Source organism: Azospirillum endophyticum, from assembly GCF_016595245.1.
Taxonomy (GTDB): domain Bacteria; phylum Pseudomonadota; class Alphaproteobacteria; order Azospirillales; family Azospirillaceae; genus Azospirillum; species Azospirillum endophyticum.
The window spans coordinates 1-14,171 of the sequence record NZ_JAENHM010000053.1 but is presented as its reverse complement, the minus strand read 5'-3'; the positions used below and the strand labels follow the sequence as shown (position 1 = coordinate 14,171).

Genomic DNA, 14,171 nt, shown 5'->3' with positions numbered 1-14,171 from the left:
CTCGATTTGAAGCGCGATTCCGATCGTAGAACATAAGGTTTGAAGGCTCGTGCGCTTCCTATCAAGCGCACGAGATTTCAAGGGGGAGCCTTCAAGGGAAACGGGCCGTCCGACCGGCGTGATCAGTCCTGCAAGATGGTCGAATTGCGCCGGTCGCCGGTCTGACGCTTTCTGGCGGGCCCGTCCAGCAGGGAATCGCTCAGAAGTTGTGCGACTTCCTTGGCGGCGATCGGCTTGTGCAGGATGCGATAGCCGCTGGCCTCGGCGTCGGCGATGCGTTGCGGCGCGGTGTCTCCGGTCAGAACGACGCTGGCCGGTACTGCGAATCCCCGTTCCCGCAAGGCGCTTTCGACCGCATGGATGGCCTCCAGCCCGGTGGCGCCCGCCTCCAGCCGATAATCCGCGATGACCAGGTCGGGTGGGCGAGTCTGGTCCCGCAGCAGGCGGAGCGCATGGCCGGCACTGTCGGCCGCCGTCACCCGCCAGCCCAAATCCTCGATCAGCAAGGTCAGCCCTTCGCGGACCAGCGGATCGTCGTCGATCACCAGGGCGGTGCCGCGTCCGGGCTCCGGCGCCTGCTCCGCCGGAGCCGGCGCGGGCAATGCCTTGACGGTCGCCGAGGTGGGGGTGGGGATCTCCAGCGTGAAGCAGGATCCCTTGTTCGGCCAGGAGGCGACATGCACGCGGTAGCCCAGCAGCCGCGCCAGCCGGTCGACGATGGCCAGTCCCAGCCCCAGCCCCTTGCCGCGGTCGCGGGTCGGGTTGGAGACCTGGTAGAATTCGTGGAAGATCCGCTCCAGATGCTCGGGCGGGATGCCGATGCCGGTGTCGTAGATCTGGATGCGCAGGAACCCGCGCTCATGGCGGCAACCCAGCAGGATGCGGCCATGGTCGGTGTAGCGCAGCGCGTTTTCGACCAGATTGCGGATGATCCGCTCCAGCAGCGCCGGATCGGCGTTCAGGGTCGCGTGGGTGGGAACGCTGCGGAAGGCGACGCCCTTCTCCGCGGCGCGCAGCCGGTATTCGCCCTCCAGCCGTGCGAAGATGGCGCCGAGCGACACCGCCTGGACATTGGGGGAAACCGTACCGGCATCCAGCTTCGAAATGTCGAGGATGGCGTCGAGCAGGCGGCACAGCGCGTCCATCGACGCCTCGATGCTGCCGACCAGGGAGGCGGCGGGATGGTCGCCCAGCCGGATCGCAAGCGCCGAGGTCAGCAGGACCAGCGACTGCACCGGCTGGCGCAGGTCGTGGCTGGCCGCCGCCAGGAAATGCGTCTTGGCGGCGTTGGCGCGCTCCGCCACCATCAAGGCCATCACCGCCTCCTGGCGCGAGCGCTCTGCCTCGTTGCGGGCGCTTTCGGCTTCGGCACGGGCCTGTTCGGCGCGTTCGGCCAGGGTGCGCTGGATGGTGATCTCCTCCGCCGCGCGCATCTCGCGCTCGCGCTGGATCCCGGCGATATGGTCCAGCATGGCGTTGAATCCCCGCGCCAGCGCCGACACCTCGTCGTTGCCCCGCACCCGGGCGCGCTGCCCGGTGAAGCCGTCGGTGGCGATGGCGCCGGCCAGACGTTCCAGCTCGCGCAGGGAGCGGGTCATGTGGCTGCCGACGGCGCGGCTGCCGATATAGATCGCCAGCAGGGCGGCGATGCCGACCAGGCCGTAGGCGGGCAGCATCCAGGACAACCGCACGGTGGTCGGTGTTTCCGGCGCCTCCAGCCGCAGCTGCAGCCCCAACCCCGCCAGCCGGTCGGGCACGGTCAGCGGCACCGTCACCGCCATCATGTCCGGCGCGACCGGCGGCGGCGCTTCGCTGCCGTGCAGAAGCTCCGCTTCCGGGTGCAGCACCAGGAAGTCGAGCGGCACCTTGTAGAGCAGCGCTCCTTCCGGCGAGGAGGTGCGGGAATAGATCAGCATCTCCGCCGCCAGCAGGAACTGCGTGTCGCCCTGCCGCACCACCCTGGCGGCGGGGCGGCCGGCGGCGATGGCGGCGCGCAGCCAGGCCATGTCGGCGGGCGCGACGGCCAGCGGGTCGGCATGGCGCCCGTTGTCGGCGATTGGTTCCCCTTCGAAGTCGGTGAAGACCAGGGCGACCGGCACGCTGGCGATGTGGTTGAAGCTGCCCAGGAAGGGGATCAGGTAGTTTTCCTTGCCGGCGGAATCGACCAGCGCGGTGGCGAGCATGCTGTTGTCCGCCAGTTCGCGCACGGTGGTCACCAGCGTGTTCAGCAGCCCTTCGGTCTGGCGGGCGGCGAGGCTGGCGTTCGCCTCCACATTGGCGTGGTGCTGGCGCGCCAGATGGCGGCTCGACACCAGATACAGGCTGGCGCCGATCAGGATGGCGATCAGCGCCCCCAGCATCAGCGAGACCAGCGCAAATCGGCGGGCGAGCCGTCCGGAGGTCAGCATCCGCTGGGTGGCGGGAGGCATGGTGCCGTTGCGGGTGGGGTCGGTCATCCGTGCTCTCAATCCACCGGGACCAGCACGCCGTCGGCGCGGAAGCGGGCCATCAGCAGGTCGTCCGGTCCGAGCGCCTCGTGCCGCCCGGGGGCGAAGGGGCGGTCGAAATCGCGGGTGACCCCGTGATAGGGGCCCACCTGCTCCAGGGCGTCGCGCACGGTGGCGCGGTCGGTGGTGCCGGCATGCTCGATCGCCAGGGCCAGGATGCGGGTCAGGTCGTAGGCGTGCAGGAAGCCCACCGGAGACACGATGTCTTCCGGCCGGCGGATGCCGAACAGGCGTCCTGCGGTCTCCAGCACCGGGGCCAGCCGTTCGGGCGGGATGCGGAAGGGGCTGACCGTCTGGATCACGCTGAAATCAACCTCCTGAAGCGCGGGTCCGGCCTGACCGACGAAATTGCCGCCGGTGACTCCCCAGTGGCTGAGGATCGGCAGCCGCTGCGCCGGGGGCAGGGCGGCGACTTCGCGCACCAGCACCGCGGCCTCGTCGTCGTTGGCGACCAGGAGGATCGCCTGGGCGCCGTCGTCGGCCAGCGCCCTGTACTTGTCGATCAGCGAACGGTCGCGCCAGTTGTACCAGGCGGTGCCGACCAGCTCCGGACCCCTGCGGCCGGCGAGATGGCGGTTGGCCGCGTCCAGGTTGGACCGGCCCCAGGCGGTGTTGGTCAGCAGGAGCCCGACGCGGGTCAGGCCGCGGTCGGCGGCCCGCTTCAGCAGGAAGGGCATCGCCAGACTGTCGCGCAGAGACAGGCGGAAGATGTAGTTCGGCTCCATCCCGTTGTCGATGATGGCGTCGGCCGACGACCAGGGGGCGAGGAACAGCGTGCGGGTCTGGGCCAGGACCGGCAGTTCCTCGATCACCACCGGACTGAACCGGCCGCCGAACACGGCGACCAGATCGGGGATGGTGGCCAGTTCCCGGATGTTCTTGATGCCGCGGGCGGAGATCGACCGGTGTTCGCGCGCGATCAGGGTCAGCGGCCGGCCCCCCAGCACGCCGCCCTGACGGTTGACGTCGTCGATGGCGGTCAGGATGCCGCGTTCGATGGCTTCTGCCGAGGTGCTGTTGGCCAGCCCGAATTCCCCGTCCAGCGCCAGCACCACCGGTTCCCGTCCCTCCTGGCCGGCAGCCGCCGCCGGCACCACCCACGCAAGCGCAAGCAGGAGAAGGATCGGGCGGAGGAGGCGGGGGACTGCGGAAGACATTGACCGTCGTGCGATTGAACAGGCGGACGGAAGACGGGCCTCCGTGCGCGCAACGCGGCACTATGGGTGGGGGGAAGCGGTGGGGTCAATCTGCCCTTCGGCCGAGAAGCGGGGGCGGAAGACGGGGGCCGGTGTGTCGGCGTCGCCATTGGCGGCGCAGCTTGTTATCGTCACCGGCACGCTTGCGGCTGCAGGGCCGGGGACGATGCGCCGCCCGGCTGTGGACGGCGCATCCTGTTCCGGCGATCAGAGCAGCTTGGCGGTCAGGCTGATCTCGGTGCCGGCCAGCGCCTTCGATACCGGGCAGTTGGCCTTGGCGCCCTTCGCCTGTTCCTGGAAGGTGGCGTCGTCGATGCCGGGGATCTCCGCTTCGCACTCGAGCTCGATCCGGGTGATGGCGAAACCGGCGCCCGCCTTCTCCAGATGCACCTTGGCAGTGGTGTGGACGCGGGTCGGCGCGTGGCCGGCTTGGGAGAGCCCGGCCGACAACGCCATGGAGAAGCAGCCGGCATGCGCCGCCGCGATCAGCTCTTCCGGGTTGGTGCCCTGGCCGTTCTCGAAGCGCGACGGGAAGGAATAGCTGCCTTCGAAGGCGCCGCTGCCCAGCCGCATCTTGCCGCTGCCCGATTTGAGGTCGCCCTGCCATTCGGCGTCCGATTGCCGCATCGCCATGCTGGTGTCTCCCTTTTTCCGGTCGTGGTCGGTCCGGCCCGCAGGCATCGCGGGTCCGGTCGAGCCTGACCTAGGGCCGGGCGGCTCCGAGGCCAGCCGCATACCACCTTCGTGCAGGGGCGGGCGTCATGCCTCCTGGACGGTTTCGATTTCGGACAGGTCGGACAGGCGGTGGGCCAGCCGCTCGGTGCAGCGGACCTCCAGGATGCCGAAGCCGGCATTGGGGGCGATGGTGTGGAGATCGCCGGCCATGCCGTTCTCGCTGGCAAGCCGGCGCACCCGCTCCACCATCGCGTCGCGTTCCGGCCGGCCGGGGCGCAGGCCCGGCAGCGGACGGGTGAAATGCAGCTTGTAGCGCTTGAAGATCGAAGGTGCCATCGGGTGTCGGGTCACGGATGCGGAGTGGGGACGGTCCTCGGGGCGTGAAGCCTTCGGGGCGCCGTCCCCGGATCTCGCACAAGCCGGCGATGCGACGCCAGCCTGAAAAGACCTTGTCCCGATCGCCTACTTCTTGGGCTCGACATTCTCGGCGCCGGCGCGGGTGCCGCCGAAGCGGTCCGCGCCCTTGGCGTCGGGAGCGTCCGGCTTCTTGTGGTTGCCGGTGTTCTGCTCGCCGTCGGTGTGGCGAACGGTCTGCTCGGTATGGGGCTGCTTGTTCTGCTGGCCGGTCATCGGGGACTCTCCCATATTATAAGGTGTCCCCGGTTAACGGGATCGGAGGGCATTGGTTTCAAGCCTCCTTACCGCTCCCGCGCGATCGCCTGGGCCACCGCCATCCAGCGCTCCTCCTCGTCCGCCCCCTCGTCCTCGTCGCGCAACGCGCGCAGGGGAGGCCAGACGCCGAGCCGGCTGGAGCGGCGCAACGCGAAGAAGCGGTCGAGTTCCTCATGGGTCGGCAGCCGGTCGCCCTTGCGCTGGTTGCAGCGGCGGTGCGCCAGCACGACGTTGGCAGGGTCGTCGACCCCGCCATAGGCCCGGGGGATCAGGTGGTCGAAGGTCGCCTTGGCCCCCGCCGGCCCGTCGCAGAAGAAGCAGCGCCCGCCCTGCTGGACGTCCATCAGTCTGGCGTCGTCCGGCGTTACGGGCATGGCGCTCTCCAGTCTGTCGGCAGGGTTCAGAGATCGCGTTCGACGCTGCCCCACAGGTCGTACTCGTCGGCATGCTCGATGGTGACGTCGACCATGTCGCCCGGCTTCAAGCCGGTCTCGCCGTTCAGGAAGACGTTGCCGTCGATCTCCGGCGCGTCGGCGTAGGAACGGCCGATGGCGCCGTCCTCGTCGACCTCGTCGATCAGCACGCCGAGCGTGTAACCGACCTTCTGCTGGAGCCGCTCGGCGCTGATCGCCTTCTGCGTCTCCATGAAGCGCTCCCAGCGCTCCTGCTTGACCTCTTCCGGGACGGCGCCGGGCAGGTCGTTGGCGGTCGCGCCCTCCACCGGCTCGTACTTGAAGCAGCCGACGCGGTCGAGCTGGGCCTCCTTCAGCCAGTCCAGCATGAACTGGAAGTCTTCCTCCGTCTCGCCGGGAAAGCCGGTGATGAAGGTGGAACGCAGCACCAAATGCGGGCACTCGTCGCGCCATTTGCGGATGCGGTCGAGCTGCTTTTCCTGGGCGGCCGGACGGCGCATCGCCTTCAGCACGGTGGGCGAGGCATGCTGGAACGGGATGTCGAGATAGGGGAGGATCTTGCCTTCCGCCATCAGCGGAATGACCTCGTCGACATGCGGGTAGGGGTAGACGTAATGCAGGCGGACCCACAGGTCGAAGTTCGCCAGCTCGTTGCACAGGTCGAAGAAGCGGGTACGGACCTCGCGGTCGTACCATTTCTCCGTCTTGTACTTCACGTCGACGCCGTAGGCGCTGGTGTCCTGGGAGATGACCAGCAACTCCTTGACGCCGGCGACCGCCAGCTTCTCCGCCTCGCGCAGGACCGAATGGATCGGCCGGCTGACCAGATCGCCGCGCAGGGACGGGATGATGCAGAAGCTGCAGCGGTTGTTGCAGCCTTCGGAAATCTTCAGGTAGGCGTAGTGGCGCGGGGTCAGCCGCAGCCCTTCCGGCGGCACCAGATCGGTGTAGGGGTTGTGCGTCGGCGGCACCGCCTCATGCACCGCGCTGACCACCTGCTCGTACTGGTGCGGGCCGGTGACGGCCAGCACGCCGGGGTGGACCTGCCGGATCATGTCCGATTCCACGCCCATGCAGCCGGTGACGATGACCCGCCCATTTTCCTTGATCGCCTCGCCGATGGCGTCCAGCGATTCCTTCTTGGCGCTGTCGAGGAAGCCGCAGGTGTTGACGAGCACGACGTCCGCACCGTCGTAGCTGGGGGAGATTTCGTATCCCTCCGCGCGCAGGCGCGTCAGGATGCGCTCTGAATCGACGAGAGCCTTCGGGCAGCCGAGGCTGACGATGCCGACCTTCGGGGCGCCCATGGTCTGGGCGGCGGCCGGCGATGCGGACTTCGGAACGGGGGATATGGTCATCGCGCGCGTATACCCCCGAATCAAAGGTTACGCCAGTGAAACATGGCCAAAGGGCGGACGAGCATGGCCGATATGCCGAATCCGCCTGTGTTTGCCTGGAGTTCGGCGACTTCCCGTCATTTTTCCGGTCGAGAGTCAATGCGACAATTTGCAACAAAAAGGGGAAGTGTTGAAGGTTCCGTTTTCCGTTCGATCACGCTAATATATGTAAAGATGTCACGATCGACGTGGCTGCCGCCTTACCGCGATAGCCGCCTGCCTTTTGATACGGCCATCGTATAGCCACTAAACTTTATAGAGTGGAAGAAATGGACTTCGCAAAAGTGCGCGGCGTTGCTGCGAGCCGGATGTCGGTGCGGAACAACGGGGCACTGGATCGGACGCCGATGGGATCGGCCATCGGTGCCACGGGGACCGGACCCATCGGAGCCGCAATGGACTTTGCAGACTCGGACCGGACCGGCGGCGCCTCGCCGCAGGCCATCGCCGACGTGATGCTGCAGATCGCCCACATCGCCGAAAGCCTCGGCTACACCCACGGGCTGAAGCCGTCGCAATGGACGGCGCTTCGCTATTTCGCCGGTGCAAACAGCAGCCAGCGGACCGTGTCGGCCTTCGCCGATTTCCATGCCACCACCCGCGGGGCCGCCTCGCAGATGGTCGAGGTGCTTGTGGGCAAGGAACTGCTGGTTCGCGTGCCGGTTCCGGAAGACCGTCGCGTCACCCAGCTGCACCCGACGCCCAAGGCGATGGAACTGTTGCGCCACGATCCGCTGAACGATTTCGCCGGCGTCATCGCCGCCTTGCCGGGCGACGACCAGTACCGGCTGGCCGAGACGCTGACCAGCCTGTTGCGTGGCCTGCTGGAAAAGCGCCAGTCGGTCTGATGCGCCGCGGCCGGCCGGGCTGACGTCGACCGTCGCACCATCGGCGGTTCGAGCTTGCCTGCCGCCCCCTGCCGGTCATCGTCAGGGCTTGCGGCGTCAAGGCTTGCGGCAGACCGCAACCGCGGCTTCCAGTCCGCGCTGCTCGCGTTCGCTCAGGCGGTTGGCGACGAACCCCTCCCACGCACCATTTCGTGCCAGTTCCGACTGCACGCACCGGCAATTCGCGGTGCAGGTCGCGGAAGCCACCCCGGCACGTTCGCAGCTCGCCACGCAGGACGCCTGGAAATCGCGCACGGCCGGCGTATCCACCGGCATCAGCTGTGCCGCGGCCCAGGCGATTCCGAACAGCAGCGGCTGGTGCAGCAGATAGACGGCAAGGCTGTGCCGCCCGGCCAGGGCCAGAAGCCGCCCGGCGGGCCCGGCTATTTCCGTGCCCTCGCCCAGTCCCGGCCAAAGCCTGCCAAGCCCGATCCCGGCCAGAACGCCACCGATCCAGGGCAGAAGCGGCACGAAATCGTTGGAGTCCGGCGCCACCGTGGTCAGGCCGATCCAGCGCAGCCACGGGCTGTCGAACAGCGGGAAGGACTGGGTCGTCCCGATCAGCACGGCCGCTGCCGCCGCCGCCAGCGTCAGCGCGGCCGGCAGGCGGACGAAGGCGAGGCCGACGACGCTCGCCACCGCGATATGGTGCAGCACGCCGAAGAAGATCGGACTGTCGGGGAAGAGGATGTAGGACGCCGCCGACACCGCCCCGGCCCCGGCGGCCACCCGCGCCAGACGGCGCACGAACCGTGCGGGATCGAGACCGTCGCGGGTCGCCAGCACCAGCCCGATCCCGGCCAGCAGCAGGAAGCTCGACAGGATCGCCGTCCGGGCCGCCAGCCACAGCGGATCGCCCAGCAGGTCGAAGCCGGCAAGCCCGAAATAGGTCGCGTCCCAGCTGCCGTGATAGGCCGCCATCGCGACCAGCGCCAAGCCACGCGCGACGTCGATCGCCGGCCGGCGCTTGCCCTGCACGAGGCCCGGTGCCGGCATGATGCCGATCGCGGTCATGATCCTGTCATCCCCACCCCGAAAATCCATCCTTCCTGCCGGCGCGCCATGTCGTCCAGCCCCGGCGGCGTCCAGGCCCGCGGAAGCCCGGCGAGCCAGCGCAGGCCGGCGGCCGACACCAGCGCGTCGCTGTCATGGTCGCTGACCATACCCGTCCGTTCGAGCGGATGCGAGCCCAGCCGGGACAGCGCCTCGTCCATCTCCATCCCGTCGCGGATCTTGCGCTGGCCGAAGCCGGTGTGTTTCAGGAACAGGCGTGGATAGATTTCCACCATTACGCCCGCGCCCGGCACGGGCTCCTCGAAGGGCCAGACCGCCATCCGGCCGGGCAGGGCGGCGCGCAGGGCACGCAGGACCCGCATCCCTGCCAAGGCGCCCTTGCCCACCTGTCTGGAGCCGATCAGCTTGTAGGGGCTCTGCGGGTGGCCGAGCCCGTCGGCACGGCAGGCCCATTCGGTCGCCCGGTGCGGGTCCTCGTACCATTCAGGCTGCGGTCCGCCATGCCAGAAGGCCGCGCCATGCAGCGGGTGGCTGGCGAAGGGGCCGCCGCCGAAATCGGGCTCGCCGGCACAGACCGCCTCCACCGCGTCCCATAGGTTGAAAACAGTGGCCTGCTGGCCGGGAAAGCCGCGCGCCGCCACCGCGAAGGGGAGGGAGTAGGCGCAGTCGATGCCGACCAGCGCCGGCTCGCGCGCCAGTTCCGCCCGCAGCCAGTCGAACACCGCGGTCCGCGACCACCAGCCGCCGGGACCCTCCACCAGCCGCGGCGCTTCGTTTCCGGCCGTGCACTCCGCCACCGCGATGCCGGCGTAGCGCTTGCCGCGGGCGCCCGACCAGTCGATGGCGATGAAGCGGTCAAAGCTGGGGACCGCCGTCGTTCTCACAACTCCGCCACCTCCACCACGCCCGGCACCGCCTTCAGGGCCGAACGGCTCTGGGCGGTGATGGTGTAGCTGCCGGGAAGCTCGATCTCGATCTCCTTGAGGGGATCGACCTCCACCAGGACGTTGATGCGGCTCTTGCCGCGCGACAACCGGTCGAGCGTCGCGCGCAGGGTTTCGATCGGGCCGGGGTCGCGCAGGACGACGCGCAGGCCGGCGCTGACCGAGGCGACGGCCTCCTCCAGCGGCTTGATCTCCTGGCAGGTCAGCCGGACCTCCTCGCCGTTCAACTGGGCGTCCACCGTCAGCAGCACCGGCCGGCCGGGCTCCAGCAGGTCGCGGTTGACGGCCAGCACCTCGGAGAACAGCGTCACCTCATAGCCGCCGGTGGCGTCGGACAGCTCGACGAAGGCGAAGCGGTTGCCCGACTTGGCGGTCTTCTCCTTCTTCGAGACGACGATGCCGGCCATCTTGTAGCGGGTCGAGCCACCCTTCGCGATGGCGGTCTGCAACTCGGCCGAGCGCACCACCTTCATGCGGCCGAGCGGGCCGGAATAGGCGTCCAGCGGGTGGGCCGACAGGTAGAAGCCGATGGCGCCGAACTCGTGCTTCAGCTTCTCCAACGGTTCCCAGTCCTTGACCTTGGGCATCTCGGGTTCGGGCAGGCCGCCGCCGCCCCCACCGAAGAGATTGCCGATGCCGCTGTCGCGCTCCGCCGCTTCCGCCTGGGCATAGCGGATGATGGTCTCCAGCGCGGCATGGACCTGGGCGCGGTTGGGGTTCAGCCCGTCGAAGGCGCCGGCGCAGGCGAGGTTTTCCAGCTGGCGCTTGTTGATGGTCTTCAGGTCGAGCCGGCGGGCGAAGTCGAACAGGCTCCTGAACGGGCCGTTCTTCCGCCGCTCCTCCACCACTGCGCGCATGGCCGGCTGGCCGACACCCTTGACGGCGGCCAGCGCGTAGCGCACCGCCTTGGTGCCGTCGGCCAGCTGCTCCACCCCGAAGATGGAGTCGGATTTGTTGATGTCCGGGGTCAGCAGCTTGACGCGCAGCCGGGCGAGTTCCTGGCGGAAGACGTTCAGCTTGTCGGTGTTGCCGAGGTCGAGCGTCATCGACGCCGCCATGAACTCCACCGGGTGGTTCGCCTTGAGATAGGCGGTGTGGTAGGCGACCAGGGCATAGGCGGCGGCGTGCGACTTGTTGAAGCCGTAGCCGGCGAACTTCATGACCTGATCGAAGATCATGCTGGCCAGCTCGGCCTTCACGCCGCGCGCCTCGGCGCCGTCGCAGAAGATCTTGCGCTGGTTGTCCATCTCCTCCTTGATCTTCTTGCCCATGGCGCGGCGCAGAAGATCGGCGCCGCCCAGCGAATAGCCGGACAGCACCTGGGCGATCTGCATGACCTGTTCCTGGTAGATCATGATCCCGAAGGTCTCCTTCAGGATGCCTTCCAGGCTGTCATGCATGTAGTCGGCTTTTTCCTCGCCGTTCTTCACCCGGATGTATTTGGGGATGTTGTCCATCGGGCCGGGCCGGTAGAGCGACACCAGCGCGATGATGTCCTCCAGCCGGTTCGGCTTCAGCCGGCGCAGCACGTCGCGCATGCCCGAGCTTTCCAGCTGGAACACGCCGGTCGCCTCGGCCCGGCTGAGCAGCTGGTAGCTCTTCTCGTCGTCCAGCGGGACGGTGGTCAGGTCCGGCTTTTCGGCGATCAGGTCGACCGCCGTCTTCAGCACGGTCAGCGTCTTCAATCCCAGGAAGTCGAACTTCACCAGGCCGGCCTGTTCGACATATTTCATGTTGAACTGGGTGACCGGCATGTCGGAGCGCGGGTCGCGGTAAAGCGGCACCAGCTCCTGCAAGGGGCGGTCGGAGATCACCACGCCGGCGGCGTGGGTCGAGGCGTGGCGGTAGAGACCTTCCAGCTTCAGCGCGATGTCGATCAGGTGGCGCACGGTGTCGTCGCCGTCGCGGGCCTGCCGCAGCATCTCCTCGCTGTCGAGTGCCTGCTGCAGCGTCACCGGGTTGGCCGGGTTGTTCGGCACCATCTTGCAGATCTTGTCGACCTGCCCATAGGGCATCTGCAGGACGCGGCCGACGTCGCGCAGCACGGCGCGCGCCTGCAATTTACCGAAGGTGATGATCTGGGCGACGCGGTCGTAGCCGTACTTGTTCTGGACGTAGCGGATGACCTCTTCGCGGCGGTCCTGGCAGAAGTCGATGTCGAAGTCGGGCATCGACACGCGTTCCGGGTTGAGGAAGCGCTCGAACAGCAGGCCGAAGCGCAGCGGGTCGAGGTCGGTGATGGTCAGCGCCCAGGCGACGACGGAGCCGGCGCCCGAGCCGCGGCCCGGACCGACGGGGATGTCGTGAGTCTTCGCCCATTTGATGAAGTCCGACACGATCAGGAAGTAGCCGGGGAACTTCATCTTGACGATGACGTCCAGTTCGAACTCCAGCCGCTCGAAATAGGTTCTGCGGGTCTCCTCGCGCTGCTCCGGCGTCATCTCGGGCGTGAAGACGACCTTCTCCAGCCGCATCTCCAGGCCGGCGCGCGACTGGGCGCGCAGTTCGTCGTCCTCGGTGCGGCCGCCCTCGCAGGCAAACGGCGGCAGGATCGGCTTGATCGGCTTCAGCAGGAAGGAGCAGCGCCGGGCGATGGCCACCGTGTTGTCCAGCGCTTCCGGCAGGTCGGCGAACAGCAGCCGCATCTCCTCCGCCGACTTGAAACGGTGGTCGGGGGTCAGGCGGCGGCGATCCTCCTGGCTGAGATAGGCGCCCTCGGCGATGCACATCAGCGCGTCGTGCGCCTCGTACATGTCGGCGGTGGCGAAATAGCAGTCGTTGGTGGCGACCAGCGGCAGGTCGTGGGCATAGGCGAGGTCGATCAGCGCCGGTTCGATGGCGTTCTCCGCCGCGGCGAAATGGCCGCGCCCGCCTTCGTGCCGCTGAAGCTCGACATAGAGGCGGCCGGGGAACAGCCGCTTCAGCCGGTCCAGCACCTCCAGCGCCAGATCCTTCTGCCCCTCGTGCAGCAGACGGCCGACCGAGCCGCCGGGGCCGCCGGTCAGCGCGATCAGCCCGGCGGAATGGCCCTCCAGCGCGTCCAGCGCCACCTGCGGGCCGGCCAGCGGGTCCGACTCCAGGAAGGCCTTGGACACCAGCGCCGCGAGGTTGCGGTAGCCCTCCTCGTTCTGGCAGAGCAGGACGAGCTGGTCGGGGGTGGCCGCCGCCTTTCCGGGCAGGCCGGGTTTCGTCTGGGCCGGGCCGACGCGGGTGATGCCCAGCACGGTGCCGATGATCGGCTGCACGCCGGCATCGGACGCCGCCAGCGCGAATTCCAGCGCGCCGAACAGGTTGCCGGTGTCGGTGACCGCGACGGCCGGCATCTGCTGCTTGAGGCAGAGCTTGACCAGCTCCTTCACCTTGATCGCACCTTCCGACAGCGAATAGGCGGAATGGACGCGCAGGTGGATGAAGTCGGCGTGGGGCATGGCAACCGGGGGCTTGCTGCAAATGGGCCTCCGGTTCTAGCACAGCCGGGACGGTTCCCGCGACGGTCGCGCGGGTCCCTGCGAACGTGGTATGGAAGTCGCCGCATCACCTTCAGGGATGGGGAGGACGCCGCGATGGATCGGCCGCACCTTGCACCCGTCGTCCGACTGCGGCCGGCCGTCATGGGCCGGCGCGCCGTTCGGGCGGCGACGCCTTTGGCCCTGCTGACCGGGCTGGCGCTGGCGCTCGCCGCCTGCGAAACCGTGCCGCCTCCGCCGTCGGCATCGCCGCCGCCGGCGGCCGGGCTGCCGGACGGACCGGCCAAGCCCTTCAGCGCCGGCAAGAGCTGGACCGTCACCATCCACACGCCGCCCGGCGGCAAGAGCTTCTGCCTCGCCGAGCGCGGGATTTCGGTCGGGCAGAGCGCCGTCCCGCGCCTGACCTTCCGCACCGCCTCGGACGAATCGGGCTTCATCCTGTCGGGTTTCACCCCGTCGGACAGCGGGGCGACGGTGAAAGCCGGCGAACGCTACGACCTGTCGGTCAGCCCCGACCTCGGACCGCGCCTGTCGCTGAGTGCCCGCGGGCTGCCGAACGGCAGCCTCTATGTCGCCGTGCCGACCAAGAGCTACCTGGAAGAGATGGAGGTGTTCGCCCGCGCCCACCGGGTCAGCTTCCGGAGCAGCGGCCTCGGAGAGATGGGCACGATGCTGCTGTCCGGATCGTCCTGGGCGATCAACGCATCGGACGAATGCCGGATCCTGCATGCCGATCCCTGAGGGCGATCCCTGNCGATCCCTGAGGGCGATCCCTGAGGGCGATCCCTGAGGGCGATCCCTGAGGGCGATCCCTGAGGGCGATCCTTGAGGACGATCCCAGGGGGGCGATTTCTTGGGGAGGCAGACCTCTACGGGGCGACTCCGGTCCCAACTCCTGATGGCAGGGTGCAGGTCAGCCACGCGGCTTGCGCGCCTTACAGGGCTCCGAATCCGGGTTAACGGATTTTAACGGCGAGAATGGCGTCGAGGTAATCGGTG

General features: G+C 68.3%; 12 protein-coding genes. 2 read left to right on the top strand and 10 right to left on the bottom strand.

The genetic code is table 11. The features are described 5' to 3' along the window. Window positions 1-122 precede the first annotated feature (122 nt). The 7 genes from JHL17_RS17670 to rimO form a co-directional block, all read right to left on the bottom strand. Window positions 123-2,456 carry a hybrid sensor histidine kinase/response regulator gene (locus tag JHL17_RS17670; protein ID WP_200194965.1) on the bottom strand — a complete coding sequence of 778 codons (2,334 nt, stop codon included), beginning with the start codon at window positions 2,454-2,456 and terminating at the stop codon, window positions 123-125. A gap of 8 nt (window positions 2,457-2,464) precedes the next feature. Then, entirely contained in the window at window positions 2,465-3,664 is a 1,200-nt protein-coding gene (locus JHL17_RS17665; protein ID WP_211113459.1) for an ABC transporter substrate-binding protein, read from the bottom strand. A 246-nt stretch (window positions 3,665-3,910) separates the two neighbouring features. Continuing rightward, window positions 3,911-4,336, bottom strand: coding sequence for an OsmC family protein (locus tag JHL17_RS17660; RefSeq protein WP_200194963.1), 426 nt, complete (start codon window positions 4,334-4,336; stop codon window positions 3,911-3,913). A 126-nt stretch (window positions 4,337-4,462) separates the two neighbouring features. Further along, window positions 4,463-4,714: a hypothetical protein gene (locus JHL17_RS17655; RefSeq protein WP_200194961.1), complete on the bottom strand. Its 252-nt coding sequence runs from the start codon at window positions 4,712-4,714 to the stop codon at window positions 4,463-4,465. Between the two features lie 126 nt (window positions 4,715-4,840). Beyond that, window positions 4,841-5,008, bottom strand: a complete 168-nt coding sequence (locus tag JHL17_RS17650; protein ID WP_174757095.1) for a hypothetical protein — start codon at window positions 5,006-5,008, stop codon at window positions 4,841-4,843. Window positions 5,009-5,076: 68 nt separating this feature from the next. Next, on the bottom strand, window positions 5,077-5,424 hold the full coding sequence (locus JHL17_RS17645; protein WP_200194959.1) for an HNH endonuclease: 348 nt from the start codon (window positions 5,422-5,424) through the stop codon (window positions 5,077-5,079). Between the two features lie 26 nt (window positions 5,425-5,450). Next, on the bottom strand, window positions 5,451-6,770 hold the full coding sequence (gene rimO, locus JHL17_RS17640) for a 30S ribosomal protein S12 methylthiotransferase RimO (protein ID WP_200195027.1): 1,320 nt from the start codon (window positions 6,768-6,770) through the stop codon (window positions 5,451-5,453). Between the two features lie 485 nt (window positions 6,771-7,255). Between rimO and JHL17_RS17635 the strand changes: the two genes are divergently transcribed. Continuing rightward, entirely contained in the window at window positions 7,256-7,708 is a 453-nt protein-coding gene (locus tag JHL17_RS17635; protein ID WP_200194958.1) for a MarR family winged helix-turn-helix transcriptional regulator, read from the top strand. 96 nt (window positions 7,709-7,804) lie between these two features. On the opposite strand, the gene JHL17_RS17630 is transcribed toward JHL17_RS17635, so the two are convergent. Genes JHL17_RS17630 through dnaE form a run of 3 tightly spaced genes read right to left on the bottom strand, consistent with a single transcriptional unit; the run spans window position 7,805 to window position 13,133 of the window. Then, window positions 7,805-8,761 carry an acetyltransferase domain-containing protein gene (locus JHL17_RS17630; protein WP_247893628.1) on the bottom strand — a complete coding sequence of 319 codons (957 nt, stop codon included), beginning with the start codon at window positions 8,759-8,761 and terminating at the stop codon, window positions 7,805-7,807. Continuing rightward, window positions 8,758-9,645 carry a hypothetical protein gene (locus tag JHL17_RS17625; protein WP_200194956.1) on the bottom strand — a complete coding sequence of 296 codons (888 nt, stop codon included), beginning with the start codon at window positions 9,643-9,645 and terminating at the stop codon, window positions 8,758-8,760. The genes JHL17_RS17630 and JHL17_RS17625 overlap by 4 nt, the downstream gene beginning before the upstream one ends. Further along, on the bottom strand, window positions 9,642-13,133 hold the full coding sequence (dnaE, locus tag JHL17_RS17620) for a DNA polymerase III subunit alpha (protein WP_200194955.1): 3,492 nt from the start codon (window positions 13,131-13,133) through the stop codon (window positions 9,642-9,644). Before dnaE ends, JHL17_RS17625 begins: the two co-directional genes overlap by 4 nt. Before the next feature lie 135 nt (window positions 13,134-13,268). Between dnaE and JHL17_RS17615 the strand changes: the two genes are divergently transcribed. Then, the gene (locus JHL17_RS17615) at window positions 13,269-13,913 is read left to right on the top strand and encodes a hypothetical protein (RefSeq protein ID WP_200194954.1); all 645 of its coding nucleotides are present in this window, start codon (window positions 13,269-13,271) and stop codon (window positions 13,911-13,913) included. Window positions 13,914-14,171 lie beyond the last annotated feature (258 nt).

Coding starts and splice junctions, on each gene's coding strand:
- JHL17_RS17670 (WP_200194965.1), bottom strand. CDS start 2,456: ATGACCGACCCCACCCGCAACGGCACCATGCCTCCCGCCACCCAGCGG.
- JHL17_RS17665 (WP_211113459.1), bottom strand. CDS start 3,664: ATGTCTTCCGCAGTCCCCCGCCTCCTCCGCCCGATCCTTCTCCTGCTT.
- JHL17_RS17660 (WP_200194963.1), bottom strand. CDS start 4,336: ATGGCGATGCGGCAATCGGACGCCGAATGGCAGGGCGACCTCAAATCG.
- JHL17_RS17655 (WP_200194961.1), bottom strand. CDS start 4,714: ATGGCACCTTCGATCTTCAAGCGCTACAAGCTGCATTTCACCCGTCCG.
- JHL17_RS17650 (WP_174757095.1), bottom strand. CDS start 5,008: ATGACCGGCCAGCAGAACAAGCAGCCCCATACCGAGCAGACCGTTCGC.
- JHL17_RS17645 (WP_200194959.1), bottom strand. CDS start 5,424: ATGCCCGTAACGCCGGACGACGCCAGACTGATGGACGTCCAGCAGGGC.
- rimO (WP_200195027.1), bottom strand. CDS start 6,770: ATGGGCGCCCCGAAGGTCGGCATCGTCAGCCTCGGCTGCCCGAAGGCT.
- JHL17_RS17635 (WP_200194958.1), top strand. CDS start 7,256: ATGGACTTTGCAGACTCGGACCGGACCGGCGGCGCCTCGCCGCAGGCC.
- JHL17_RS17630 (WP_247893628.1), bottom strand. CDS start 8,761: ATGACCGCGATCGGCATCATGCCGGCACCGGGCCTCGTGCAGGGCAAG.
- dnaE (WP_200194955.1), bottom strand. CDS start 13,133: ATGCCCCACGCCGACTTCATCCACCTGCGCGTCCATTCCGCCTATTCG.
- JHL17_RS17615 (WP_200194954.1), top strand. CDS start 13,269: ATGGATCGGCCGCACCTTGCACCCGTCGTCCGACTGCGGCCGGCCGTC.